General features: G+C 50.7%; 27 protein-coding genes. 15 read left to right on the top strand and 12 right to left on the bottom strand.

Annotation, left to right across the window (positions count from 1 at the left end; genetic code table 11):
- Positions 1–44 precede the first annotated feature (44 nt).
- Together CWI83_RS07365 and CWI83_RS07360 are read right to left on the bottom strand one after the other, a co-directional pair.
- Positions 45–941, bottom strand: a complete 897-nt coding sequence (locus CWI83_RS07365; RefSeq protein ID WP_126827649.1) for an alpha/beta fold hydrolase — start codon at positions 939–941, stop codon at positions 45–47.
- Positions 931–2,400, bottom strand: a complete 1,470-nt coding sequence (locus CWI83_RS07360) for a flavin-containing monooxygenase (RefSeq protein WP_126827647.1) — start codon at positions 2,398–2,400, stop codon at positions 931–933. The genes CWI83_RS07365 and CWI83_RS07360 overlap by 11 nt, the downstream gene beginning before the upstream one ends.
- A 279-nt stretch (positions 2,401–2,679) precedes the next feature.
- Between CWI83_RS07360 and CWI83_RS07355 the strand changes: the two genes are divergently transcribed.
- Together CWI83_RS07355 and CWI83_RS07350 are read left to right on the top strand one after the other, a co-directional pair.
- A complete protein-coding gene (locus CWI83_RS07355; RefSeq protein ID WP_198677264.1) occupies positions 2,680–4,206 on the top strand; it encodes a phospholipase D family protein in 1,527 nt (508 codons plus the stop codon).
- 71 nt (positions 4,207–4,277) lie between these two features.
- Positions 4,278–4,520 (top strand): helix-turn-helix domain-containing protein, encoded by a 243-nt coding sequence (locus CWI83_RS07350; protein WP_126827645.1) that lies wholly within the window; start codon positions 4,278–4,280, stop codon positions 4,518–4,520.
- On the opposite strand, the gene CWI83_RS07345 is transcribed toward CWI83_RS07350, so the two are convergent.
- Positions 4,517–4,729 (bottom strand): helix-turn-helix transcriptional regulator, encoded by a 213-nt coding sequence (locus CWI83_RS07345; RefSeq protein ID WP_126827643.1) that lies wholly within the window; start codon positions 4,727–4,729, stop codon positions 4,517–4,519. The genes CWI83_RS07350 and CWI83_RS07345 overlap by 4 nt on opposite strands.
- On the bottom strand, positions 4,726–5,199 hold the full coding sequence (locus tag CWI83_RS07340; protein WP_126827641.1) for a hypothetical protein: 474 nt from the start codon (positions 5,197–5,199) through the stop codon (positions 4,726–4,728). Before CWI83_RS07340 ends, CWI83_RS07345 begins: the two co-directional genes overlap by 4 nt.
- 216 nt (positions 5,200–5,415) lie before the next feature.
- Between CWI83_RS07340 and yghU the strand changes: the two genes are divergently transcribed.
- Both yghU and CWI83_RS07330 read left to right on the top strand, forming a co-directional pair.
- Positions 5,416–6,264, top strand: coding sequence for a glutathione-dependent disulfide-bond oxidoreductase (gene yghU, locus CWI83_RS07335; protein WP_126827639.1), 849 nt, complete (start codon positions 5,416–5,418; stop codon positions 6,262–6,264).
- A 13-nt stretch (positions 6,265–6,277) separates the two neighbouring features.
- Positions 6,278–6,691 carry a secondary thiamine-phosphate synthase enzyme YjbQ gene (locus CWI83_RS07330; RefSeq protein WP_126827638.1) on the top strand — a complete coding sequence of 138 codons (414 nt, stop codon included), beginning with the start codon at positions 6,278–6,280 and terminating at the stop codon, positions 6,689–6,691.
- On the opposite strand, the gene CWI83_RS07325 is transcribed toward CWI83_RS07330, so the two are convergent.
- Positions 6,688–7,485 carry a DUF429 domain-containing protein gene (locus tag CWI83_RS07325; RefSeq protein ID WP_126827636.1) on the bottom strand — a complete coding sequence of 266 codons (798 nt, stop codon included), beginning with the start codon at positions 7,483–7,485 and terminating at the stop codon, positions 6,688–6,690. The genes CWI83_RS07330 and CWI83_RS07325 overlap by 4 nt on opposite strands.
- A gap of 219 nt (positions 7,486–7,704) precedes the next feature.
- On the opposite strand from CWI83_RS07325, the gene CWI83_RS07320 reads away from it, so the two are divergent.
- Together CWI83_RS07320 and CWI83_RS07315 are read left to right on the top strand one after the other, a co-directional pair.
- The gene (locus tag CWI83_RS07320; RefSeq protein WP_126827634.1) at positions 7,705–9,183 is read left to right on the top strand and encodes an SLC13 family permease; all 1,479 of its coding nucleotides are present in this window, start codon (positions 7,705–7,707) and stop codon (positions 9,181–9,183) included.
- 111 nt (positions 9,184–9,294) lie between these two features.
- Entirely contained in the window at positions 9,295–9,876 is a 582-nt protein-coding gene (locus CWI83_RS07315) for a hypothetical protein (RefSeq protein WP_126827632.1), read from the top strand.
- Here the strand turns inward: CWI83_RS07315 and CWI83_RS07310 are convergent.
- The 5 genes from CWI83_RS07310 to CWI83_RS07290 form a co-directional block, all read right to left on the bottom strand.
- Positions 9,866–10,066, bottom strand: coding sequence for a DUF6435 family protein (locus CWI83_RS07310; protein WP_126827630.1), 201 nt, complete (start codon positions 10,064–10,066; stop codon positions 9,866–9,868). The genes CWI83_RS07315 and CWI83_RS07310 overlap by 11 nt on opposite strands.
- Before the next feature lie 148 nt (positions 10,067–10,214).
- Positions 10,215–11,384, bottom strand: a complete 1,170-nt coding sequence (locus tag CWI83_RS07305) for a MerR family transcriptional regulator (RefSeq protein WP_126827628.1) — start codon at positions 11,382–11,384, stop codon at positions 10,215–10,217.
- Between the two features lie 87 nt (positions 11,385–11,471).
- Positions 11,472–12,053 (bottom strand): hypothetical protein, encoded by a 582-nt coding sequence (locus tag CWI83_RS07300; protein ID WP_126827626.1) that lies wholly within the window; start codon positions 12,051–12,053, stop codon positions 11,472–11,474.
- Positions 12,054–12,168: 115 nt separating this feature from the next.
- Positions 12,169–13,503: a HipA domain-containing protein gene (locus tag CWI83_RS07295; RefSeq protein ID WP_126827624.1), complete on the bottom strand. Its 1,335-nt coding sequence runs from the start codon at positions 13,501–13,503 to the stop codon at positions 12,169–12,171.
- A gap of 3 nt (positions 13,504–13,506) precedes the next feature.
- Positions 13,507–13,794 carry a helix-turn-helix domain-containing protein gene (locus CWI83_RS07290; RefSeq protein WP_126827622.1) on the bottom strand — a complete coding sequence of 96 codons (288 nt, stop codon included), beginning with the start codon at positions 13,792–13,794 and terminating at the stop codon, positions 13,507–13,509.
- 553 nt (positions 13,795–14,347) lie between these two features.
- On the opposite strand from CWI83_RS07290, the gene CWI83_RS07280 reads away from it, so the two are divergent.
- The 7 genes from CWI83_RS07280 (at position 14,348) to CWI83_RS10600 (ending at position 18,863) form a co-directional block, all read left to right on the top strand.
- The gene (locus CWI83_RS07280; RefSeq protein ID WP_126827620.1) at positions 14,348–14,956 is read left to right on the top strand and encodes a TetR/AcrR family transcriptional regulator; all 609 of its coding nucleotides are present in this window, start codon (positions 14,348–14,350) and stop codon (positions 14,954–14,956) included.
- Positions 14,953–16,104 carry an efflux RND transporter periplasmic adaptor subunit gene (locus tag CWI83_RS07275; protein ID WP_064663436.1) on the top strand — a complete coding sequence of 384 codons (1,152 nt, stop codon included), beginning with the start codon at positions 14,953–14,955 and terminating at the stop codon, positions 16,102–16,104. The genes CWI83_RS07280 and CWI83_RS07275 overlap by 4 nt, the downstream gene beginning before the upstream one ends.
- Positions 16,101–17,306 (top strand): ABC transporter permease, encoded by a 1,206-nt coding sequence (locus CWI83_RS07270; RefSeq protein ID WP_064663435.1) that lies wholly within the window; start codon positions 16,101–16,103, stop codon positions 17,304–17,306. The genes CWI83_RS07275 and CWI83_RS07270 overlap by 4 nt, the downstream gene beginning before the upstream one ends.
- Before the next feature lies 1 nt (position 17,307).
- On the top strand, positions 17,308–18,018 hold the full coding sequence (locus tag CWI83_RS07265; RefSeq protein ID WP_004393997.1) for an ABC transporter ATP-binding protein: 711 nt from the start codon (positions 17,308–17,310) through the stop codon (positions 18,016–18,018).
- A 165-nt stretch (positions 18,019–18,183) separates the two neighbouring features.
- Entirely contained in the window at positions 18,184–18,513 is a 330-nt protein-coding gene (locus CWI83_RS07260; protein WP_241969905.1) for a cytochrome c, read from the top strand.
- Positions 18,491–18,679, top strand: a complete 189-nt coding sequence (locus tag CWI83_RS07255; RefSeq protein WP_241969904.1) for a M48 metallopeptidase family protein — start codon at positions 18,491–18,493, stop codon at positions 18,677–18,679. Before CWI83_RS07260 ends, CWI83_RS07255 begins: the two co-directional genes overlap by 23 nt.
- A gap of 10 nt (positions 18,680–18,689) precedes the next feature.
- Positions 18,690–18,863, top strand: a complete 174-nt coding sequence (locus tag CWI83_RS10600) for a hypothetical protein (protein ID WP_004394002.1) — start codon at positions 18,690–18,692, stop codon at positions 18,861–18,863.
- Positions 18,864–19,178: 315 nt separating this feature from the next.
- Here the strand turns inward: CWI83_RS10600 and CWI83_RS07250 are convergent, their stop codons facing one another.
- Both CWI83_RS07250 and CWI83_RS07240 read right to left on the bottom strand, forming a co-directional pair.
- Positions 19,179–20,435, bottom strand: coding sequence for a tyrosine-type recombinase/integrase (locus tag CWI83_RS07250; protein WP_126827618.1), 1,257 nt, complete (start codon positions 20,433–20,435; stop codon positions 19,179–19,181).
- A 351-nt stretch (positions 20,436–20,786) separates the two neighbouring features.
- Entirely contained in the window at positions 20,787–21,650 is an 864-nt protein-coding gene (locus CWI83_RS07240) for a YicC/YloC family endoribonuclease (RefSeq protein ID WP_126827616.1), read from the bottom strand.
- A 155-nt stretch (positions 21,651–21,805) separates the two neighbouring features.
- Between CWI83_RS07240 and CWI83_RS07235 the strand changes: the two genes are divergently transcribed.
- The gene (locus tag CWI83_RS07235) at positions 21,806–22,636 is read left to right on the top strand and encodes a putative RNA methyltransferase (RefSeq protein ID WP_126827614.1); all 831 of its coding nucleotides are present in this window, start codon (positions 21,806–21,808) and stop codon (positions 22,634–22,636) included.
- A gap of 71 nt (positions 22,637–22,707) precedes the next feature.
- Positions 22,708–23,421, top strand: a complete 714-nt coding sequence (gene rph, locus CWI83_RS07230) for a ribonuclease PH (protein WP_126827612.1) — start codon at positions 22,708–22,710, stop codon at positions 23,419–23,421.
- The last annotated feature ends 39 nt before the right edge of the window (positions 23,422–23,460 follow it).

Below are 23,460 nucleotides of genomic sequence, written 5' to 3'. Positions count from 1 at the left end.
CAGGAGGGGCAGCCCATTCGAATAAGAGGGGCAGCCCCTCTGATTTAGCTCTCGAGAAAATCCCTACAGACCGCGGCAGTCTTGGCTGGAGCCTCGACCATTGGCATATGGCCAAAGCCGGAAAATATTTCAACGCGAGGGAGGGGCAGCCCCTCCTTTGTAAGTAATTCTCGCCAGCGCTTTGCCCCGCTAACATCAATAATGCGGTCTTGCTCGCCCCAAATAACCATGGTCGGGCAAGTAATGTCCGTTAAACGCTTATCTAACTGGTCGTTAGCGAAGAAGTCCTGGAAAATTTTAACGTAGGCCTCGCGCCGTGCTTGATAGCGAAGCGCCATACCGCGCAAAAACATATCAGGCATCCAAGGTGGACGCGCCATGGTCAATGGATAAAACCGGCGGAAGTCTTCCTCTGAATGAATCAAAAAGGGCGACTTACCCTGCTCAAAAAGCTTCTGAACTTCACTCGGTTCTGGAGTTTTCACCCCGGCAGGATCAATTGCAATCACCTGCTCCACCCGCTCTGCTTCAAATAGCGCGAAATTCGCGGCGATAAGTCCACCCATCGAATTGCCCGCGACACTCACCTGTTTTATTGAAAGCGCATCAAGCAAATCGCACAGACGCTCGACCTGCGCTTTCGGCGTATACGAGCGCTCAGGGTCGTAATCACTCTCACCATGACCGCCCAAGTCAGGGATAATGATTTGGAAGCGATTATCCGTCATCTTATTGAATTGCTTAGCAAAACGCAGCCAGAGTTCCTTACTTGCGGTGTAGCCGTGCAACAATAAAAGGGTCTGTTTGGCACCACGTGGGCTGCGAATATAATAACTAAGCTTTAGGTCTTTGGTTTGCACTTGGGCCTTTTTGAAACCATATAATTTGGCCTCAAAAGCCATCACAGCATCATAAAGTTTTAACCCTAACTTAGCGCTCATGTCTCACTCCATTGAATAAATGATGAGCTGGCTTGAAGCGCTTCGCCAGCCAGCGATAAATAAAGCTAAACCCAGGATAAATAGCGATCACCTTGCCGCTTTTACTCTTGTACCAGGAGTTACATCCGCCCTTATGCCACACGGTTTTCAGCATTTCTTGATGAATATGATCGGTGTATTCCGCTTCTGCTTCGGTCGTGACTGCAATAGTTTGTGCCTGCTTCTCGCGCACTGCTTTCAAACAGCGATCGATGTATTCCATCTGCGCTTCGATAATGAAAATAGCTGACGTGTGACCGATACCCGTATTCGGTCCAGTCATTAGGAATAAATTCGGGAAGTTCGGCACCATAGTGCCGAGATATGCACGAGGATATTCCGCCCAAGTTGCTTCAAGCGTCTGCTCATTTTCGCCAATTACAGGGTACGGAATAAGTCCATCGGTGGTCGCATAACCCGTGGCGTAAACAATCACATCAGCGTCAATATGCTGACCCGTGGTCGTTTTGATCCCGGTTGGAGTGATTCCCGCAATGCCATCTTCTTTGCCATGTACATGGCAATGGGGTTGGCTGAGGGCTGGATACAAAGTGCTCGAAATGATGACGCGCTTACAACCAATGGTGAAATCTGGGGTAAGCTTTTGTCTAAGTTCAGGGTCTTTAATCGCTGTTTGTAGGAATTTTTTAGCTTTGTTTTCAGCAATAACCTTACGCATCCAGTCAGAATATTTAAAGCCGACAATGCGCAGCTCGAGCGCCCAATAAATTGCCTTTCGAAGCAGGTGGTAAAGGGGTTTAAAGCCCAGCAACCAGCGCTCGAAACGGTTAAATTTATAATCAGGGCGGGGAATCACCCAGTGTGGCGTGCGCTGAAAAACATGTAAGGATTTGACCCGATCAATAATCGCCGGAATCACCTGCGCGGCACTTGCACCACTACCGATAATTGCGACTTTTTTATCTTTTAGATCAACATCATGACGCCAAGCGTTGGTATGGAATTGCTCGCCTTGGAAACTTTGCTGCCCGTTAAACTCGGGAATCACTGCCTGACTTAGAGGGCCACTGGCGTTGATCACAAACCGTGCTTTAAAGTCTTGCCCTTTGCGGGTGCTCACCTGCCAACATTGTTCGTTCGCCAACCACCGCAGCTCGCTCACGTCAGCATTTAGTTCGGTCTTTTCACGCAGCTTAAAGCGCTCGATGACATAATTTGTATAGCCTTCGAGCTCCTTTTGTTCCGCGAACATTTGCGTCCAAACATAGGGGGCGAATGAAAATGAGTATAACGGCGATTGCACATCAACCGCGGCACCGGGGTAGGCATTTTGGCACCAGGTTCCGCCCATAAAGTCGCGGCGCTCGAGAATACGGTAATTCTCTATCCCCAGCCGCTGCAAGTGCGCCGCCGCACACTGCCCAGCAAACCCACTGCCAATTATGATGACCTCAAACATCGCGTCACACCCTGTCGCAACGAGGGGCAGCCCCTCCCTTTAACAAAAAGGGGCAGCCCCTGCTGATTTTTTGTATATTTATTGAGCCAAGATACCCCAACCATCTGATAAGTAAAGCCAAAAAAATTCAAAAACAGAGGGGCTGCCCCTCCTCATATTTTCGGGTTTGCGCGGGGGGCGGGGGCGGTGCATACTTCGTTTATGTACAGTAACGTCCGACATTTAATTACGCTATGCGTATTGATAACATTCAGCTTTGGCGTGAGTGGTTGTTCGACTTTGCCGAAATTAGAGGCGCGGCAATCGAGCCAAGCGATCAGCCAAGAGCAAGCGAAGCAAACCCAGTTAGGTCAAGCGCTGCAAAGCGCAATCGCCAGTAACGCACCACTCAGTGGTGTATCCTTGCTAGCAGAACCCGTCAACGCATTTGCAACGCGCCTGCACCTTATTCAGCAGGCCGAGAAAAGTCTCGACCTACAATATTATATTTGGCGCGATGACATCACTGGACGTTTATTACTTGGTGCTTTAGAGGACGCAGCACGGCGGAATGTAAGAATTCGTTTATTGCTCGACGATAATGGCACCCACGGTCTTGACGAGGAGCTGTACGCACTCGCTCAATATCCGCAGGTAGAAGTAAGGCTGTTCAACCCCTTTTACCAGCGTAAATATAAGATTCTAGATTTCATCACCGACGCCAAACGAGTACATCGACGGATGCACAACAAGGCATTTATCGTTGATAACCAGGTGGCGATTACCGGCGGCCGCAACATCGCGGATGAATATTTCGCAGCCAATGGGGGGACGATATTCGCTGATCTCGATGTCATGGCAGTCGGTCCCATAGTGCAAGAAACATCGCAGGACTTTGACCGATACTGGGAAAGCGCAGCAAGCTATCCGATCACACAATTGATTCAAGCGCCAAGTCCGCGCAGATTGGAAGACTTAAAGCGGCGCTTATTGCTCGCGAATCAAAATCCTTACAGCAGCGATTATCGCTGGCAGCTCGCACAGAGTACCGAAGTGCAAGATATTTTAAGCGGCAACTACCCGTGGACATGGGCTAAAACTGACTTAGTGAGCGATGATCCACTCAAAATATTTGCTGCAGAAGATGAAGCTCAAGCCATTTTACCGCAGTTACAAAAAGTCCTCGGTATGCCCGAAACCCGTCTCGTTCTGGTTTCACCGTATTTTATTCCCGGCCAATCTGGAGTGGAGGCGTTCGCACAAATGGTCGAGCAAGGTGTGTCCGTTAAAATCTACACCAATAGCTTTAAAGCAACCGATGTCGCGATTGTTCATGCTGGGTATAAAAAGTATCGCAAGCCCCTCCTCGAAAGAGGTATTGAGTTAGTCGAACTCCGCGAACAAGGGAATCCCGTTGCGGAAAGTGAAAACGACGAAGATGACGTCAACGGTGAAACCGATCAAGAGCAAATCAGTAGCTGGATGGGCAGCTCCGGATCAAGTCTGCATGCAAAAACCTTTATCGTTGATGGCCAACGCTTGTTTATCGGTAGCTTTAATTTCGACCCGCGCTCGATTCACTACAACACCGAGATGGGATTTGTCATCGAACACCCCGAGATAGCACAATATCTCGAACAACAAATTGAAGATATCGTCCCCAACTATGCGTTTCGGCTCAAGCTTGATGAAGATGGTCACCTACAATGGCTTCGGCAAAATGCCGATGGCTCTATCGAAACTCTCACTAAAGAGCCCGATTCGACCTTGCTGGAACGAATTTTACTGGAATTTTTCAGCCTACTGCCGCTAGATCGCGTTCTATAAAACAGAAAACTTGAAATATATTTATTTAGATATATATTGATTATATTCGTTTAAATATAAAAAAATAACCTATGCGACTGAATCAAAGCTTAGATATCGCCCACGCCATTAAACAAGCTCGGCAGCACCTCAAATGGTCGCAAACTGAGCTCGCGCAGCGCGTGCAAACCACTCAAGCTGTTATCTCTAAATTCGAAAATTACGGTGAAGGGCGCATCGATACCCTGCTTCGAATCGCTGCCGCACTGGACTTACAACTACTGATACTACAGAAAAAAGACAGCCCACTGTGGCAAGAAACAGAGGACGCCTAAGCATCCTCATCAAGTGAAAATATCTCTTCGACGGTAACCCCAAAATAGCGCGCCAACTGCAGGGCGATAACGACCGAGGGCACAAATCTTCGAGTCTCAACTGTGCTGATTGTTTTGCGCGATACCCCGATCGCATCGGCCAACTCTTGTTGTGATAGCCCCTTTTGCGCCCGCAAAAGCGCAATCGAATTGGTTACTGGTGCACTCATTCCTCAGCTCCATCGCGCAAACTTACTAATATTGTCATCGCCCAAGTGATTGATCCAATAGCTATTTGTAGCATGGTAAAACGCCCAAGTGAGAGCCAGTTTTGCTCAAATCCTAATTTGTCTGCACCGCCAAGAAGTAATCCCATAAAAATGGTCACCAACAAGGCTAATAATGCACAACTATTAGCCGTTCGGACCACGTCCCGCATATATTCGTCGTCGTACAGCCCCAACATCTCACGCCAACCACCCGAGCAACGGTGATTATTTCGTGCTAATCGAGCCGTAAAGTAAATGAACACCGCGACTAAAGTGATCACCACACCGTCGACTAACCAACCAAGATCAAGTGCATAGTTTTCAGCAAGCGAGTTTCCGAGCAAAGCGCTGAAGAAAAGCCCTTGGAGTAAATAGATGTAAGCATTGTACTTTAAAGACGTATGCTGTGCTTCGGGATTCCATTTGGCCATTTTTAATTTCTCTCAATTAGTGAATAACAATATTTGATACCTATGGGTGTCATCATATAACCTTTAGGTATCATTATGCAACCTTAAGGTATCAATTATTTTCCTGGACCTACTGAAAACCCTGCAGACCTTTGTCCCAGCCCTGCAAAAATGCGAAACTTCAATCATCCATTTATTCATGTATTGTTCAGTCAAAAGCACTCTTGGAGGCTTTAAATGTCCGATAACACCTACACCCCACCTAAAGTTTGGACGTGGGACCCGAATAACGGCGGCAAATTTGCCAATATTAACCGCCCCACAGCAGGCGCGCAGTTTGAAAAGGAACTCCCAATTGGCAAACATCCATTTCAACTATATTCCTTGGGCACGCCGAACGGGGTGAAGGTGACCGTGATGTTCGAGGAGCTACTCGAAGCGGGCGTAAAAGAAGCAGAATATGACGCTTGGCTGATTAATATTCTAGAAGGTGATCAGTTCGGCAGCGGCTTTGTCGCAGTGAATCCTAACTCGAAGATCCCCGCATTGATGGACCACAGCACGCAGCCACCAACCCGAATTTTTGAGTCTGGCTCCATGCTGCTGTATCTCGCCGACAAATTTCAAAAATTTATTCCAACCGACCACCATGGCCGAACTGAATGCCTAAATTGGCTATTCTGGCAAATGGCCAGCGCGCCGATTCTCGGCGGCGGCTTTGGTCACTTTTATGCCTATGCGCCGGAAAAATACGAGTACCCCATCAACCGCTACACGATGGAAATCAAGCGCCAGCTCGACGTGTTAAATCAACATTTGGCGGATAAAACTTATATGCTAGGTGATGACTATACGATTGCGGATATGGCAATTTGGCCCTGGTATGGTGCCCTAGTCACCAATCAAGTGTACGACGCTGCGGAGTTTATTAACGCGCAAGAATACCCCCATGTCTTACGCTGGGCTAAGCAACTCGCGGAGCGTCCAGCAGTGCAGCGCGGTCGCATTGTGAATAAGACTTGGGGCGATGAAGATAAACAATTAGCGGAAAGACATAGCGCGAGTGATTTTGCAGCAAAGAACTAAATAAGGAACCAGGATGCGCCAGACTCAAATTACCATCGACGCCAAACCGCGCGGTTTTCATCTGATCACTGAAGACGTTCAGCGCGGCATGATGGAGCTGACCAGTAATGAGACTGGCGTCCTTCACGTGTTTATTAAGCACAGCTCAGCATCGCTTACCATTAACGAAAACGCCGACCCAACCGTACGCCAAGATTTCGAGAGCCACTTCAACCAGATGGTGCCGGAAAACGCTCCGTATTACCGGCACACTTATGAAGGGCCTGATGATATGCCAGCCCATTTAAAATCAAGTATCTTAGGCTCCAGCGTCACCATCCCCGTGACCAACGGCCACCTCAACCTCGGCACCTGGCAGGGTATTTATCTATGCGAGCATCGCGACCATGGGGGACCACGGAAGTTGGTTTTGACCTTGCTCGGCTAAACGGAAACCCGCGGCACCCAAATCGCATCCTCATCCGCCACCGATCCATAAACCTCGCACTGAGATTCAGGCAAACTTGCGACCCACGCGGCACTATATGCGTCGACTTTATCATGTAGGCGACCAGCACTAATTCGCGTCAGTATTTCACGATCATCATCCTCAGCTGGCCACCCCGATAGTTGTGCGATCCTGGCTAACTGAAGGAGGGGCTGCCCCTCCCCTGATTTGTGTGGGGCGTCGGGCCAAAGAGTGCGAATGGTTGCTTGCGGAAAAACTTCGATGACTTCGGCCACATCGCGCAAAGCCTTTGCTATCGCGAATCCGGCCAACATGAACAGTTGCATCGGGTGTGGAACTTTGGTGGCGGGACCGCCCGCAGCGACGAGGGGCTGCCCCTTCTCGATGATGCGAGAAAACTCACTGGCGGATGGGGTTTTATAGCAACGGATACCTGCGTCGAGCAAGGCCCGTTCGGCGAGGCGAAAGTCTAATGTATCTGCACGAGGTTGGAGCGGCGAGTCGAGTGCAATCACCGCAGGCTGGAGCGCATAAAACTGACAAACCTGCTCGATATACTCCCGAACTTCAGCAGCATAAGCCTCATTTTCAGCGGCGACCAAGGTCGCCAAGTTACCGCGGCCACGCGGTGGCTTAAAGGGCAAATCGAGCAAGGGCAAGGGGACAAATCTGCCCTGCTCACGCACGCCCACACAAATCGGCAACGGCTTGTTGCGCCCACAGGCGACATCGATACCGATATAACACTTATTGGTCATCAGTTCGGACATCATTCTCAAGACTGTTTGGCGTCATATAGATATCACTCTATACATTATGTTGGATACCGATAACGTACGTAGCAAAATAGAACTAGTGATCACTACTCATGACTATACAGCTATGAGTGATTTGGCAAAATCAATGACTGATAACCAAATTCGCAGTTTCTACATTGACGTACGTGCACGGTTTTAATTAGAGTTTATAGCTAACTTAAAGCGAGCATAACAATGCAAGAAGTCGACTCACGCGGCCTAGAAAGGGCGCATTATCAAAACGTTGGCCTGTTGCTCGGGCCAGCCATATTCTTTTTAATGATGCTGTTCGACAGTAGCCAAACCATCATGGACCCAAGCGCTTGGCGCGTTGCTGCGGTCGGTTTATGGATGGCGGCTTGGTGGGCGACTGAAGCGGTCTCAGTCCCGGCGACAGCTTTTTTACCTATGGTGATGTTTCCATTTTTGGAGGTCGCATCCATAGCCGAGACCACGCGCCATTATGCCAACCCCATTATTTATCTATTCCTCGGCGCCTTTATTTTGGCGATTGCCATCGAAAAGTGGCAATTACACAAGCGTATTGCGCTCACAATTCTGTCGCTCACAGGTACCGATGGGAAGTTTCTGATTGCTGGTTTTATGGTGGTTGCTGCATTGCTTTCGATGTGGATGACTAACACCTCAACCACCATGATGCTGCTGCCGATTGCGCTATCCGTCGCTAATATGATCGCTGAAGAGAACAGCCATCTTACCGACCAGCAAGTGAAGTCATTTCAAAAAGCCATGCTATTAGGGCTTGCTTATGCTGCGACTATAGGTGGTTTGGCAACCTTGATTGGTACCCCACCCAATGCGCTTCTGGCTGCGTTCTTGGTCGAAAACTATGATATTCACATCACCTTTGCCAACTGGATGCTGGTTGGGGTGCCGGTGATGCTGGTGATGCTGCCATTAGCGTGGTACTCGTTGACGCATATCAGCTATAAGGTTGAGATACCTGAAAACTCCGAAGTAAACGATCATATTAAGAAAATGATTGCTGATCTTGGCCCCATGAGCAAAGCCGAAGCTCGCGTTGCTGCAGTCTTTTTGTTGGTCGTGACCTTCTGGATTCTACGCCGGCCGATTTCTGCTTGGTTTGGCATCGACTTCCTCACCGATACCGGGATTGTGATGGCAGCTGCTCTATTGTTGTTCCTCCTTCCTAGTGGCAGTGACAAACAACACCAGCTTCTCACCTGGGAGAATGTGCAAGGCCTGCCCTGGGGCGTGCTCATTCTTTTCGGAGGGGGCTTGAGCTTAGCGGCAGCCGTATCCGATTCCGGCTTGGCGCAATGGCTTGGCAGCAGCCTCATGCCACTTGGTGCACTTGGGGTGATTGCCTTAGTGCTAGCAGCAACTGGCTTAGTGATCTTCTTAACCGAGCTGACCTCAAACGTCGCCACTGCAGCAACCTTCTTACCTGTAGTCGCAGCTGTCGCACTCGAGCTTGGGGTATCGCCGCTGTTGCTATGTGTTCCGATTACTCTGGCCGCTAGTTGTGCCTTTATGCTGCCCGTCGCAACCCCGCCGAACGCCATTGTGTTCGCTTCGGGTAAATTAAAGATACCGGATATGGTCCGCGCCGGGGCGATGCTCAATTTAATCGGTATGGTGTTGCTGACTTTAGTGGCGATTTGGCTCGCACCTTTGGTGTTTCTCGATTAAGAATAGAGAAAATGGTTACAGTGATCGACAATACCTTTCAATTTAAGCTAAGCGCGACACAAATTGTCACATTCGCTGATTAAAATCGTTCCGTAACATGGAGGACATGCGATGCGGAACCATTTTTTTGAAGATTTAAAACGGCAAATTGCAACAGCGCTTGAGAATACGTCCTATAGCAAACTTTCTGAAACTATGGGGTACAGCAAGTTTTCGCTGTTTATTGATCGACTCAATCGGGTGATGAACAGCAAGTGTTTGGAGCTTGATAAAGCCAGCTATGATTATCATTACTCAAGCTATGCTTTTGTCGAGACCTTGCTGCGTAGTCTTGGGCTCTTAAGTGATGACGTTGCAAAAAAACTGAGCGACCGCTATCAAGACATTTTAAAGGCGAGCTTCTACCCCACCCATGCCATCGTCCATTTAAGCCAAGATCACATCGCTCCGGCAGAGCGTTTACAAGGTCTGTCGCGCATGGTGTTGAACCGCTTTTCGCGTATCGACTTGGCCACCAGCGGCCATTCACTCGAGCGGGCGAAGCAGCAACTCGAAGAAAAAGCAGAGGTGCTAGCTGAAGCCTTGTTTGACACTTTAGGACATCGTGTGCAAGTGCGCGGTTACACCATTTGTATCGCAGGCCGCGAGCCGGTTTTTATTGGGGCTGAAAAAATAGACGGGATCAGCGCTTAAGCGATTTCGCTTGAGCCTTCTGCTGCGCCTCAATCGCTTGGATTTTCTGCCATAGCTCATCGGCTTCTTGGCTGACAAATGAGCTGCCGCGAATATCGCCATTACGCTGCATTTGCATCGCTTTTTCTTGCAAGCGCTCGAGCTCTTTACGCATTTTCTTGGTCGGGTTCGACTTAAACAATCCAAACATCTGCATTACTCCAAATTAAGTTGCCTCTTAGTACGAAGAGAAGCCGTAATTGGTTTGCAAGCCGAGACTATGGCGATATATTGATTACCCTAACCGCATCAGTTTCGCTGATTGTGATACAGCCAGTGAGTTTCGGATACGAGGCTGATCACCCTTTTTGTAACACAAACATGTGGTAGCCGAATTCGCCGAGGTGATCTTCATAAATACCTATCTCATGCTCGATGTCCGCAAGAGCTGCTGAATCAGGCATGCTCGATTTAAGCTCAGCGACGCGTACCTTGAGTGGTTGGTAGTAATCACGCCAAGCCTGCTCGCTTAGGGTGAAGTGATCGATGAGCTTAAAGCCCGCTTGTTCCATTTGAGTCAGTCGTGTAGCAACCGTTTGCATATCAGGATATTCACCCTTCCAAAACGCTTGCGCCGTCGCGCTTGGGTTATCGCTTAACCAGACTAAGTCACTTATCACCATGTAACCATTGGGCTTAAGTAAAGGGCGCCACTGTTGTAATGCCTGCTCAACCCCCATCACATAAGCGGACGCTTCGGCCCAGATAAGATCAAAACTTGCTGGTGCAAAGGGTAGCTCGGTCATACTGGCACAGCTTAGCGTCACTCGGTCTGCTCGGTTTTCATCGGTAAGACGTTGACCGAGCGCATCAAGAGCACTTTGCTCATTATCGACCGCAGTAATGTGTGCTTGAGTGTGCTGCGCTAACACGCTAGTTGAGAAGCCCTTGCCACAACCAATATCGATCACCTGGTTTGGCTGACTCGGTACCAGCGACAAGGCTTTTAAGGTATCGTCATCAGAGCCTGGCCCCCAGCGCTCTAACCCGCGAAATACCGTCATAAAGTCGGCCATATACTGTTCATGTTCGTTCATATCTTTCGACAACCATTTCAAATGCAAGGCTTGTTTTTCACTAAATCCTTGCTGTTTTAACCAATCCAGATGTGCGTCTGGAGCCAATTGATCGATCGATTCATGCCAGCTGCGTAGCGAAGCTTCTCCAAGTAACGCCGCCAGTAGATCACGCGCACGTTGTTTTTGTTCCAGCTCATGGTTTAATTGCTCAAGTCGTTGCTGCAGCAGAGAGCGCTTGATTTTACTATCTAGGCAAGCTCGGCATTCCTTTAACGTCAGACCACCGGCTTGCAATTGCTGCAACAACAGCAAGCGTTGTAAATCTTTCTCAGAGTAAACCCGATAACCATTTTCTTGGCGCTTGCCTTGTAACAGCCCCTGCTTCTCGTAATACAGCAAGGTCGAGCGCGACAAGCCGACTTTTTCAGCAAGCTCAGAAATACGATACACAGAGAACTCCATAGCCGGTTCACAGGGACCGATCGTTAGTGACGATAAACTATGAAGTTATAGACGGGTCAAGCGGGTTTGGGAAGTTTAATTTTCCAAAGGAACCAACTCAGGTAAGAATGCATTGGTCAGCTTTAAAGCAACGGCTTTCGCAAGTGTGTCGCCGAGGGTGAAAAGGGTGCGTGGCTCGGCAATATTGCGCCCGAAGCGTTGAATGATTTCTTCACGAATGGCATCAGCAAATGGCTGACCTGCTTGCGCTGCAGCGACTGCGGCGGAGGCAATTTCAGCATAGGTGCTGTGACAATCGTCATCGGCGGCGCAAATCTTGGCGATATCCAGCTCGGTTAGGGTTTTGCCAACATAGCTTGGTAACTCATCTTGCGTTTTAAGCAACAGCTCTTGCGCAAGCTTTGCAGCCACTTGCTTGCTGCTGTTATCGGCAGCCGTGCCATCTTCGGCAAGGGGCGTTACTCCAAGTTGCTCGCGGCGGGCATTCACGCGCGTGGTATAGTCTTGCGCCATCGGGTTAATCCCCTGTTTACGATCACTGGCTTCCGCACGAGAATCGTAACCGTAATCATATTCTTCCGGGAAAACCTTCACATGCACATAGCGCTCAAGATACATACCGAGCAAATCATTAAGAGAGGGTTGTGGGCGTTTCATAGTGACTCCTTCACGATGAGATCAAACGTTAGGGAGTTAGAGTAAAGGGGTAGCACGACAATGGCTGTCGTGCTAAGCATAACTTCTGCCGGTGACCGCCGCTAATCTCACTTCTTTACACAGTGATAGTAGGAATATCTGCTGCCTGTGCTTTTAAGTATTCAGTTCTTGCGACAATGTTGTCACGTAATGCCTCAAAATACGGGATGTCCTCGACCGTGACATACGCTTGTTCTTTCAGGTCGTTGATAAAAACACGACCAGAAAGTTGGCTCAGTACTCTATCCGCGAGTCGAATCAATAGTCTCGACAATAACCTTTTGTCGATGTTGCACGTTTCAGCAAAGTCCGCCAGTTGATAGGCATGAATGTCCTTTGGCTCAAATTCATCCCCAATTGCCATTGCTAACACATGCTTAAATTGTGGGAACAGGGCGATATTCACCAAATCATAAGCAGGCGTAAATCGCACATTATGTTTATCGAAATACATCGAGACATTTTTGCCGTGACTGTCGTAATTGCTGATCATTAGATTGAATAATTGCCAGTGGATCAGCCATTGTGTGCTTTCAACGGGTGAAGACATGCCCTGACAAAATGCAAACAGTTTCTCTAAACTGGCCCCATCCCGAATGTGCTGAACATCTCGCCCATCACCAAGGTTGCGTTCATATTTGTGATCTCTTGATAAGTTGAGAGCTTGGCAGCCATCGATCACATGTCGCCTTAACACTTTGTTTTTGTCACTCACATATTTGCGATCAAAGCGTTCAACGATAAGTGCCGGATGAGGGCCAAAACGTCTAAACGTTACATTGGCAGTAGGTAAGCCAATCGCACTGGAAAGCTTCATACAGAAGAACTCGTTCAATACGAGGTTGGCGCAGTTTTTCTTTTCAAACTTCAGGATATGGGTGGAACACAAAGAACCGTCGCCAAATCCAATTTGCCCAGCTGCATCAATAAATACATTCAGCTTGTCTTGCACACCCGCAACGCTAAGCCGAGGTTTGTCATCCCATGTCAGCAGACCAAACTCTTCCTTGTTATCGAGCCTTTTAATGAGTTCTGCATCTTCAAGAGCCCTAAAGAGGGGTTGTGACTCTTCTACCTGATTTTCTTGTGCCGGTTTAAAAGTCACCGCTCCGGCTAAATCGTTACCAATAGCACGTACTTGCGAGTACACGTTTTTTTCTGAAACCCCCAAGTTTTCAGCCAGCAGCTTGCGTGCTTCACCCTCAGGTAAGGCGTTATCAAGATAGTTGTAGGCGACCTCTGGCGCATGCCGATTGTTCAGCGGCAAATGAGGGGAAATGGCAAAACCGTTTTGCTGCCACTGTGGCGAATAGCTGAGCTTTAATAGGTTTGTGACGCGATCCAGTGCCAACGTGCCTATGATTTCATCGCCGTAACTTACATTCAGTTGGTATGCATTGGTGTTCGCCATTGTTTAAATCCATTCCTCGCCTGATGAGGAGCTTGCTGTCGGCGTTAGCGCTTTCGATGTCAGTTTGATACCCAGCCCATTCAGTACAGAGAAAACCGCAGCCAAGGTGCAATTTGCGTTACCATTTTCAATTCGTGACAAGGTGTTAATACCGATCCCACATAGCGCTGCGCAGTCGGCTAGTTTAATACCGAGTTCTGTGCGCTTGGCTCTGATCAGTTTCCCAAGTATCTCTGCGCTATCGATAAAGTCAGTACTTGGCATATCTGAAGTGGTTACTTTTTTGGCCATAAGATTGTGATTGCTTGAGTATTGTTCACCATAATTGGTGATTATAGTGTGGATTCGAGAAATATCAAATATAATCACTGATAACGGTGAATATTTGGGTGGGGTTAGGGGTTTATTGAATAAATAACCGATAATGGTGATTAATTGTTTACATCGTATTAGTTTAACGAAATTTTCTACTTATAACTGCTCCGATTTTTCGAGGGGATTACACAGACCCATGCCTACTAACCCAGGGGGAAGCGATGCCCTGATGCGTGAGATATTAAAGATGAAAGGGGTCGATTTTGAGATGGACAACCTATCTCTGCAAAGCCTCTCAGGTGAAAGCACTCAAATACCATCATCCGTTCATTATTCATGGAATCCTAAGCAGTTTAATCGCAAGCTGGTAGTCGGCAATCGAGTACTGGGGACGTCTCAGAAAACGGAAAATAAAGCACGTTAAGCCCATTGCAGACTCTAGATATTGACGAGTACGTCGGGTTTTCTCTTGTTTGAGTTGCCTCTTGTGGTAAGATAGTAATCAATTACTATCTTACAAGGAGTGCTCGTGGACACCCATCCAAAGCATCTGCCGGCCGATGAACGTCGTGCCGTAACTGTCGAGTCCGTCGTGGCGCTTGCCGGTTCACAAAACCCAAGCGAGATAACCACTGCGGCTATCGCTAAACACATGAACTTGACCCAGGGTGCGCTGTTTCGGCACTTCCCGAACAAGGAAGCCATTTGGCAGGCGGTCATGGAGTGGGTAGCAGAGCGCCTATTAGCCAGAATCGATCGATCCGCACAAGGAATCGAGTCGCCCTTGGCAGCCATGGAGGCGATGTTCATGAGTCACATCGAATTCGTAGCTGAGCACCCAGGCGTGCCAAGAATGATGTTTGGTGAGCTTCAGCGTGCCGAATCGACACCGGCCAAGCGCATGGTGCAAACCTTGATTCAGCGCTACGGCGAACGTTTGCATCGTCTCATCGAGAAAGGCAAGGCCAGCGGCGAGTTGTCTCCCTCGCTTGACAACGAGGCGGCGGCAACGCTGTTCATTGGCACGATCCAGGGCTTGGTCATGCAATCGCTGTTGGCGGGTGATGTGGGACGTATGCACCGCGATGTGCCGCGCGTCTTTGCAATTTATCGGCGTGGCATAAGGAGTGCGCAATGAAAAAGTTACCCTTGCAAGGCCGCACCCTGGCACTGCTTGCCGTCATCATTCCTTTGCTGGTGCTTTTTATTTATGTCGGTCTGCGATCAGGGCCGCTCGCCCCGGTCGCTGTGACGGTGGCAAGCGTGGAATCACGGGCTATCACACCGGCGCTGTTCGGCATCGGCACGGTGGAGGCGCGCTACACCTACAAGATCGGGCCGACGTTTGCCGGGCGCGTCAAACGCCTGGAGGTGCATGTAGGCGACCAGGTCAAGGCCGGACAGGTGCTCGGCGAGATGGAGCCGGTCGACCTTGATGCTCGGGTGCGCTCACAGGAGTCTGTATTCAAGCGGGCGGAAGCGGCTTTGCGCGAGGCAGAAGCCCGGCAAGCCTACGCGCAAACCCAGGCGCGCCGCTATGAGCAATTGTTTGCGGTGCGCTTGACCAGCGAGGAAATCGTCACCACCAAGCGGCAGGAACTGCAGATCGCCGATGCCGCCCTATCCGCCGCTCGGGAAGATATTGCCCGGGCACGCTCCGACCGCGAAGTACTCCTCGCGCAGCGGAGCAATCTGCGCCTGATCGCGCCGGTCGATGGTGTAGTCACCGTGCGCGATGCCGATCCCGGCACGACCATCGTCGCGGGCCAGGCCGTGGTGGAAGTGATCGACCCCAAGAGTTTGTGGATCAATGTGCGCTTCGACCAGATCAGCGCATCGGGGCTGGCTGGGGGGCTGCCGGCTCATATCGTCCTGCGTTCGCGTGGTGGCCAGACCTTGAAAGGTCGCGTGCTGCGGGTGGAACCCAAGGCCGACGCGGTAACCGAGGAAACGCTTGCCAAGGTGACATTCGATAACAAACCAGAACCTTTGCCACCAGTGGGTGAACTGGCCGAAGTCACGGTTGACTTGCCGGCGCTCCCGGCCGCTCCACTGATCCCCAACGCTGCCGTCCAGCGTGAAGGCGATAAAGTTGGTGTCTGGCAAATCGTGGATGGTGATCTGCATTTCTCCCCGGTCAAGCTCGGCACTTCCGACCTCAATGGTTACGTGCAGGTGCGCGAAGGGCTCAAGAATGGGGACCAGGTTGTGACCTATAGCGAAAAGGCACTGACGGCGCGCAGCCGCATCCATGTGGTCGAGCATATCCCGGGAGTTTCACGATGATCAGCCTGGCCGGCCGCGACATTCTCCATGCCTGGGGGAAATTCGTCTTCACCGGCATCGGTCTGGGTCTGCTGATCGGCGTCACCCTAGTCATGGCTGGGGTGTACCGAGGCATGGTGGACGACGGCAAGGCGTTGCTCGACAACAGTGGCGCTGACCTTTGGGTGGTGCAAAAGGATACTCTGGGTCCTTATGCGGAGTCGTCCAGCCTCAACGATGACGTGTATCGCGCCATTCTCGCCATGCCGGGAGTCTCACAGGCAGCGAACGCGACCTACCTGACCATGCAGGTACGCAAGGGCGAGAGTGATGTACGCACCATGGTGGTCGGCATCGCGCCCGGTGCGTTGGGGGCTACACCCGGATGGCCTCCTTATCTCGTCGCTGGACGCCAGATCACGCGCGGTCACTACGAGGCTGTGGCCGACATCGCCACCGGCTTCAAACTGGGAGATCGTCTTGCCATTCGCCGCAATCATTACACCGTCGTGGGGCTGACACGGCGCATGGTGTCGTCCAGCGGCGACCCGATGGTATTCATTCCGCTCAAAGATGCCCAGGAGGCCCAGTTCCTCAAGGACAACGATGCCATCTGGCAAAGCCGGCGTCGCACCGAAGCCAACCCGGTCTTCAATCGACCCGGTGATCCAGGTTTGCTGGATGCCGTGATTGCTTCACAGAGCAGCAACGCGTTCGTCAATGCCGTGCTGGTCACTCTGAAACCTGGTCATGCGCCGGACGAGGTTGCCGAATCCATCCAGCGCTGGAAGCGTTTGACGGTCTACACCCGGGCACAGATGGAAGACATCCTCGTCGGCAAACTGATCGCCACCTCAGCCAAGCAGATCGGCATGTTCCTTGTGATTCTGGCCATCGTTAGCGCGGCCATCGTTGCCTTCATCATCTATTCGCTGACGATGGACAAAATCCGTGAGATCGCGGTGTTGAAGCTCATCGGCACACGCAGCCGAACCATCGCCGCGATGATCATGCAGCAGGCGCTCGCCCTGGGCGTGATTGGCTTCGTGGTCGGCAAGATCACAGCCACCTTTTCAGCACCGGCTTTTCCAAAATATGTCCTGCTCACGCCAATGGATTCTGTCGCCGGTTTTTTTGCCGTGCTCGTGATCTGCGTTCTAGCTAGCCTCGTCGCCATTCGCATGGCACTCAAGGTCGATCCGGCCGAAGCCATTGGAGGTTGAGATGAGTGGCAAAGGGATACACATCGAAAGTTTAAGCAAGCGGTATGGCGATGGTGACACCGCTGTCTTTGCCTTGAGAGACGTGAATATGCATGTTGCGCCTGGTGAAGTGGTGGGACTGATCGGCCCTTCCGGGTCCGGCAAGAGCACGCTGCTCAAGTGTCTGGGTGCGGTGATCGAACCGACCGCCGGTCGCATGACGCTGGGCGATGAAGTGATCTACGCCGATGGCTGGAAAGTCCGCGACCTGCGCGCCTTACGGCGTGACAAGATCGGTTTCGTTTTCCAGGCGCCGTACCTGATTCCGTTTCTCGATGTCACCGACAACGTGGCGCTGCTGCCGATGCTTGCAGGCGTCGCGAATGGAGAGTCGCGCGCGAAGGCACTGGAATTGCTCACAGCGCTTGATGTGCAACACCGAGCTCGCGCAATGCCCTCGCAACTCTCCGGTGGCGAGCAGCAACGGGTCGCCATCGCGCGCGGACTGGTCAATCGTCCGCCGGTGATCCTGGCCGATGAACCCACTGCGCCGCTGGATTCCGAGCGCGCCATGGCTGTAATCCGCATCCTCAACGACATGGCCCGGAAGTTCGAGACCGCCATCATCGTCGTCACCCATGACGAAAAGATCATCCCCACATTCAAGCGCATCTACCACATCCGCGACGGCGTGACCCATGAGGAAGCTGGCGAAGGGCGGGAGTTCGAATGAGAGAACGATTGAATTACAGGAGAATTTCATGACCCACCGCAAACACAGCCACGCATTTGGAACTATCACCCTGACCGTTACGGCCTGCCTGCTTTATGGGGTTTTCAGTTGCCAGCTTGGGCTGGTGACGCTACCCAGGTTGAGCCACTGGCGCTACGCAAGATCATGCAGGAACTCGGGCGCAACATGCAGGCTATTACCGGTGCGATTTCGCAGGAGGAATGGGTTCAGGTCGTTCAGCTCGCCCCAAAAGTTGCTGCACACCCCGAGCCACCGCTTACTGAAAAAATGCGCATCCTTGCTTACCTCGGCGCTGATGCGACCAAGTTCAGAAACTTTGACGCGCAGACTCACGAGGCGGCGCTGGCCATGAAGCTGGCTGCTGCGAGCAGCGACGGCAAGGCGGTGATCCAATCATTCGCCCACGTGCAGGAAAGCTGCTTGGGCTGCCACCAAGCTTTCCGTAAACCTTTTGTGGAGCATTCATCTAATTAAAGCGCCTAAAGAGTGTATTGATTACGTGATTCTGCACGAGCTTTGTCATATCGCTGAGCACAACCACAGTGAGAAATTCTGGCGCTTATTAACAAGCGTGATGCCTAATTGGAAAGCAGTAAAAGCCCGTTTAGATGGAATGGCGGAGCTGTATTTGAATGAGTAAGGATTGTTGAATGACATGCCCAACTTGTGAAAAGCATATTGGCTGGGATTGGCTCGAAGATGAGTGCATCGAGCCAAACGAAGCCTTTGACTGCCCACACTGTGATGAAACCTTGCGCTATGAAGTGGATGAAGGTACTTACCTTGGTGCTCAGCATGTAACGATTGAAGTTGTGGATGATTAGGTAAATTATTTATATCCGAGTGCCTATTCATTTAAGGTGAATAAGTATTTTCATTGTTCCATGAAGGTTTCGATGCATCGAATCTTTACTCTAACCAATAAATGTCCAGAAACGTGTTTGAATGGGACCGCTCAATCTGTGGATGCCCAAGACAACCAGTATGATACTTTATTACTCAGTTGTAGCGTGACTCAGACTTTGTAGTAGGAATTAGTATGAATCTTTATTTCTGGGTGAGTATCATTTAAAACGGTACAAACAGGGTTACTTGACTGCTTAGTATGAAACTTTATTCCTCTCCTACACCGTTGCATGTTAACGCCCTCCTGTGTGGTATTGTGAAGAGTGCTCAAAGTTCACCAGTGGTTCAACCACATCAGCTACGGTTTGATGGGCAATTCGGCGCTCTTCAAAGTAATCGTGGCGGTCGTAGATACCCTCAACGCCTTTTAGCTTATGGTTAAGACAGCGTTCGGCCACATTGCCTGCAATGCCCAAAGAGGCGGCAAGGCTGCGAAAGGTGCGGCGCAGATCGTGTACGGTGAAGTGTTCAAGCTTGCCCATTTTATTCGGTGGCTGTTTTTTGCGCCCAGGCTCGCGACCAAAGAGTTTAGAAATGGCGCGGTTTAGCGTATCTGGCCCCATATGTGGACGATGGCTTGCTCGTCTGGCTGGGAAAACATAAGGTGAGCCACAAGCGCGGATTTGCAGCTCGTTAAACCAGGCAATGGCTTGGCGTGGTAAGGGAATGCTGATTGGCACGCCAGTTTTACTTCGTTCCTTGGGTAGGTCCCATACGCCCGTGGTTAAATCCATTTCACGCCACATGGCTTCGCACAGTTCGCTTTTGCGCACGCCCAATACCAAAAACAGGCAGCAAGCGAGGTAGTTGTCGCGGCCAAAGCTATTGATATGGGTATGAAACACGCTAAAGGCGTAGTGAATTTCCTCTTTGCTGAGCATCCTGTCTTTACTGGACTCCACACCACCGGCATCGTCCACGGTAAATGCTGCGGCGGGGTTGTTCAGCGTTAAGTCGAGCTTTATCGCATGTCGAAACAGCTGCTTCATGTACATCAAGGTATCGTTGGCGATGGTAGGGCGGTTACTTTCTCGAATGCGTTCCAATACTTCACGTACATGTGTTGGCCGCACGGCTTGGATAGGAAGTTGACCAATCACTGGTGCAATTTCTTTGGTAAAAACACGTTTGGGTATATTCGGGTGCTTTAATCGGCGACTTAAGTCTTTGGCATACCAGTCTTGAAACAGCTGACTGACATTTTGGATCTCTGGGATGGTTTCAATAGCACGGATTGCTAATGGGTCTTCACCTTGCTGAAGTTGTAGCTGCATTTTAGATGACTCAAGTCGAGCCTCTGCTAAGGTCATGCTTGGATATTGACCGAGCGTGGCTTCTCGTCGTCCGTTTAGGCTGGTATACCTTAGCATCCAATACGGCATGCCAGATTTTCTTACGCAAAAATATAGGCCATTCCCATCACTGTATTTTTTGTTTGCTGTTGCGGTGCGAGCATAAGACTGCACCTGAGTTGCGGTTAGTTTTGCCATCGTTTGTTACTCTATATTCCTAAGAAATCGTTAAAATTTGCTCACCATTGCCCACCACTGTTTGTTTATCGATTGGTTCGATAGTTGAGTGATTGAACAATCTGCAAGCAGCACGATAAGTGGAGATGGCATAAGGCGGTGGTGAGATAGATGCAAAAATCTGCTCACCAGATACCTTGACTTTTTGCTTATTGAGTCAAAAAAACAGGTCTTGCCCACCATTTTGCCCACCACTTAAACAGCAACTGGTAACGGACATCTGCAAACCGATTTGGACGGGGAAAATAAAAAAGCCCTGTATTTTCAAGCAAATAACAGGGCTTTTAAGACATTCTTGGACGGGTAAAAAAACTATTCGATGTTTTGGATCTGCTCCCGCATCTGCTCAATCAACACCTTCAAATCCACCGCGGCAGCGGTGATTTCAGCGTTAATCGACTTCGAGCCGAGGGTGTTCGCTTCGCGGTTAAACTCTTGCATCATAAAGTCTAAGCGGCGGCCGCAGGCGCCACCTTTATTGAGGATTTTGCGGGTTTCAACCACGTGGGTGTCGAGCCGGTCGAGCTCTTCGGCTACGTCCACTTTTTGTGCCAGCATTACCATCTCGGCTTCAAGACGCTGCGGGTCGAGTTCGACTTTGGCTTCTTCAAAACGGGTGAGTAACCGATCCCGTTGCCATTGCATGATTTCGGGCATGCGCTTACGCACAAAACTGGCGCGCTCGGCCACTCCATCAAGGCGCTCTTCGAGCATTTTGCGCAGGGCGGCACCTTCGCTGCCGCGGTTTTCGATAAACTCTACAAGAGTCGTCTCAAACGCAGCGATCACGTCCGCTTGGATGGTATCCATGTCTTCTTCTTGTTGCGCCACTACACCTGGCCATCGCAATACGTCTAGCGGGTTCAGCACTGCACTCGAGGCTTGGTTGGCAACCCAGTTAGCTGAAGCAATGACAGACTTCGCTAGCTCTTCGTTGAGCGCCAATGCGGTTTGTGTGCCATGTTCGATATGCAGGCGCAGGCCACACTCTACTTTACCGCGCTGCAAGGCTTTGCGCAGGCGCTCGCGCAATGGGTTTTCTAAGCTGCGAAACGATTCGGGTAAGCGAAAGTAGGTTTCTAAAAAGCGCTGATTTACCGAGCGCATTTCCCACACCGCTGTGCCCCAGTCGGCTTTAAGTTCGTGGCGCGCATAGCCGGTCATACTTTGAATCATGGTTATTCCTCAACATCAGTAATGCACTGAGTTTACCATCGATTCGACTAATGCAGAAACTTCGCCCCCGCAAATATGGCCGTTGCCGTGCTTTTTTCGCGGTGAATGATTACACTGGCGGGCAACCACATTAAAGCGATGAGATTCCCTAGCCGATGATCCAAGGCTTTGACCAATTATGCTGCCCTATCGATGGTGAGCCGTTAACGCGTCACGATCGCAGTTGGTGTTGTCCGCACGGGCATGTGTTTGACTGTGCCAAGCAAGGCTATGTGAACCTGCTACCGGTGCAGCGCAAGCGCTCGAGCGACCCAGGCGACAGTAAAGCCATGGTGCAGGCGCGGGCGCGGTTTTTAAGCCAAGGCTATTATCAGCCGCTGGCGGATGCAATCACCGCGACGGTTCAAGCCCTCCAGCCGAGCCGGTTACTCGATGCCGGTTGTGGCGAGGGCTATTATTTGCGCCAGCTGCTGGATCAACTTGAGCACTCGGCACACTCACTCCAAGTGGCAGCACTCGATATCTCAAAATGGGCCACCCTTGCTGCGGCGAAAGCCGATAAGCGGGCAACTTATATGGTGGCCTCGAACCATCATCTGCCACTGCCCGATCACACCATCGACTGCTTAATATGCCTATTTGGCTTCCCTGCTGAAGACGAGTTTGCTCGGGTGCTTGCACCTGAGGGTCACCTGTTGATGGTCGATCCGGCCGCGCAGCACTTACACCAACTAAAGCAGATTATTTACCCTGAAGTGCGTGAAAAGCCCTATCAATTGCCGCTCAAAAACGAGAACTGGACGCTACAACAAGAGCAGCGCCTCACCTTCGAGGTGACTTTGCCCAATAAGCAGGCCATTGCCGATTTACTGTTAATGACGCCGCATCTGTTTCGCGCCAGCAGTGCCGGACGAGCACGCGCCGAAGCACTACATCAGCTCACCCTCACTGTTGATGTTTACCTGCGGGTATTCAAGCAAAGCTAGCGCCAAGATTTTCTGTTATAATCGCCGCCGCAATTACATTCATCGCCTGAATCCAAGCAAAGGAGCCTAGCATGCGTCCAAGCGGCCGTACCGCCCATCAAATTCGTCCGGTAACCATTACCCGTAACTTTACTCGCCACGCTGAAGGCTCGGTATTGGTCGAGTTTGGCGACACTAAAGTCTTATGTACCGCCAGTGTGGACCGCACTGTGCCGCGCTTTTTAAAAGGTAAAGGCCAAGGCTGGGTGACCGCTGAATATGGCATGTTACCGCGCTCGACCCACAGCCGTATGGACCGTGAAGCCAGCCGTGGCAAGCAAGGTGGCCGCACCCTCGAGATCCAGCGCTTAATTAGCCGCAGCTTGCGCGCTTGTGTGGATTTAAAACTGCTTGGCGAGCACACCATTGTGATTGACTGCGACGTGATTCAAGCAGACGGCGGCACCCGCACGGCGTCAATTACCGGTGCCTGTGTCGCCCTTGCCGATGCAATTAGCTGGATGCGTGCGCGTAACCTGATTCAAGCCAACCCAATGAAAGGTTTGGTGGCGGCGATTTCGGTCGGTATTTTCGATGGCCAAGTGGTGGCTGATTTGGACTACCCAGAAGATTCAAAAGCCGAAACGGACATGAACGTGGTGATGACCGAAGCGGGTAAATTCATCGAAGTGCAAGGCACCGCCGAGGGCGAGCCATTTGCCTTAGAAGAAATGACCGAGATGCTGGAACTGGCCCGTCATGCCATTCGCGAGCTAATGGACCTGCAAAAAGCAGCCCTAGCCTAAGCCTTAACGAACAACGAATAACGAATAACGAATAACGAA

It is taken from the genome of Pseudidiomarina taiwanensis (assembly GCF_003987435.1).
GTDB classification, from domain to species: Bacteria; Pseudomonadota; Gammaproteobacteria; order Enterobacterales; family Alteromonadaceae; genus Pseudidiomarina; species Pseudidiomarina taiwanensis.
Note: the sequence above shows the minus strand (reverse complement) of the source record. Positions and strands in the feature narration are given on the sequence as shown.

Coding starts and splice junctions, on each gene's coding strand:
- CWI83_RS07365 (WP_126827649.1), bottom strand. CDS start 941: ATGAGCGCTAAGTTAGGGTTAAAACTTTATGATGCTGTGATGGCTTTT.
- CWI83_RS07290 (WP_126827622.1), bottom strand. CDS start 13,794: ATGGCCAAAAAAGTAACCACTTCAGATATGCCAAGTACTGACTTTATC.
- CWI83_RS07345 (WP_126827643.1), bottom strand. CDS start 4,729: ATGAGTGCACCAGTAACCAATTCGATTGCGCTTTTGCGGGCGCAAAAG.
- CWI83_RS07325 (WP_126827636.1), bottom strand. CDS start 7,485: ATGATGTCCGAACTGATGACCAATAAGTGTTATATCGGTATCGATGTC.
- CWI83_RS07235 (WP_126827614.1), top strand. CDS start 21,806: ATGATCCAAGGCTTTGACCAATTATGCTGCCCTATCGATGGTGAGCCG.
- CWI83_RS07295 (WP_126827624.1), bottom strand. CDS start 13,503: ATGGCGAACACCAATGCATACCAACTGAATGTAAGTTACGGCGATGAA.
- CWI83_RS07310 (WP_126827630.1), bottom strand. CDS start 10,066: ATGTTTGGATTGTTTAAGTCGAACCCGACCAAGAAAATGCGTAAAGAG.
- CWI83_RS07360 (WP_126827647.1), bottom strand. CDS start 2,400: ATGTTTGAGGTCATCATAATTGGCAGTGGGTTTGCTGGGCAGTGTGCG.
- rph (WP_126827612.1), top strand. CDS start 22,708: ATGCGTCCAAGCGGCCGTACCGCCCATCAAATTCGTCCGGTAACCATT.
- CWI83_RS07260 (WP_241969905.1), top strand. CDS start 18,184: ATGCAGGAACTCGGGCGCAACATGCAGGCTATTACCGGTGCGATTTCG.
- yghU (WP_126827639.1), top strand. CDS start 5,416: ATGTCCGATAACACCTACACCCCACCTAAAGTTTGGACGTGGGACCCG.
- CWI83_RS07265 (WP_004393997.1), top strand. CDS start 17,308: ATGAGTGGCAAAGGGATACACATCGAAAGTTTAAGCAAGCGGTATGGC.
- CWI83_RS07300 (WP_126827626.1), bottom strand. CDS start 12,053: ATGAAACGCCCACAACCCTCTCTTAATGATTTGCTCGGTATGTATCTT.
- CWI83_RS07240 (WP_126827616.1), bottom strand. CDS start 21,650: ATGATTCAAAGTATGACCGGCTATGCGCGCCACGAACTTAAAGCCGAC.
- CWI83_RS07315 (WP_126827632.1), top strand. CDS start 9,295: ATGCGGAACCATTTTTTTGAAGATTTAAAACGGCAAATTGCAACAGCG.
- CWI83_RS07340 (WP_126827641.1), bottom strand. CDS start 5,199: ATGGCCAAATGGAATCCCGAAGCACAGCATACGTCTTTAAAGTACAAT.
- CWI83_RS07275 (WP_064663436.1), top strand. CDS start 14,953: ATGAAAAAGTTACCCTTGCAAGGCCGCACCCTGGCACTGCTTGCCGTC.
- CWI83_RS07350 (WP_126827645.1), top strand. CDS start 4,278: ATGCGACTGAATCAAAGCTTAGATATCGCCCACGCCATTAAACAAGCT.
- CWI83_RS10600 (WP_004394002.1), top strand. CDS start 18,690: ATGACATGCCCAACTTGTGAAAAGCATATTGGCTGGGATTGGCTCGAA.
- CWI83_RS07270 (WP_064663435.1), top strand. CDS start 16,101: ATGATCAGCCTGGCCGGCCGCGACATTCTCCATGCCTGGGGGAAATTC.
- CWI83_RS07320 (WP_126827634.1), top strand. CDS start 7,705: ATGCAAGAAGTCGACTCACGCGGCCTAGAAAGGGCGCATTATCAAAAC.
- CWI83_RS07330 (WP_126827638.1), top strand. CDS start 6,278: ATGCGCCAGACTCAAATTACCATCGACGCCAAACCGCGCGGTTTTCAT.
- CWI83_RS07250 (WP_126827618.1), bottom strand. CDS start 20,435: ATGGCAAAACTAACCGCAACTCAGGTGCAGTCTTATGCTCGCACCGCA.